Annotated in this window: 1 protein-coding gene; it reads left to right on the top strand. The window is 54.3% G+C overall.

Features of this window, described 5'->3' with window-relative positions; all coding sequences use genetic code 11:
* Nucleotides 1-276: hypothetical protein (locus ACSNOK_RS34150; RefSeq protein ID WP_436784616.1), on the top strand; the 276-nt coding region annotated here is incomplete at both ends.

Here is a 276-nt window from a genome sequence, read left to right as displayed (position 1 = left end):
GCGCTTGCAAAAGAAGGTAGAGAACGGCGTTACCGTCAAGTACCTTGGGGTACGGAGCTGGCCCACCTATTTCTTCGAAAAGCTCCTTGCGACGCCGGCCCAGAAAACAAAGGCAAAAATCGAGGCGCAGGTGGCGATCGAGCAATATGTCCGCAGCTTTTTGAACAACAGCGGACTGACCATGGCAGGTCGCACTGCGGATGGAATTACTGCCACTTTGCATTCCAGGGTAATCGGAAGACTGGTCACGAAGCTGCCGGTCGAACAGGAAGGCAA

This window comes from Streptomyces sp. URMC 126 (assembly GCF_051386555.1).
Taxonomy (GTDB): Bacteria; Actinomycetota; Actinomycetes; order Streptomycetales; family Streptomycetaceae; genus Streptomyces.
This window is presented reverse-complemented; position numbering and strand designations above follow the sequence as displayed.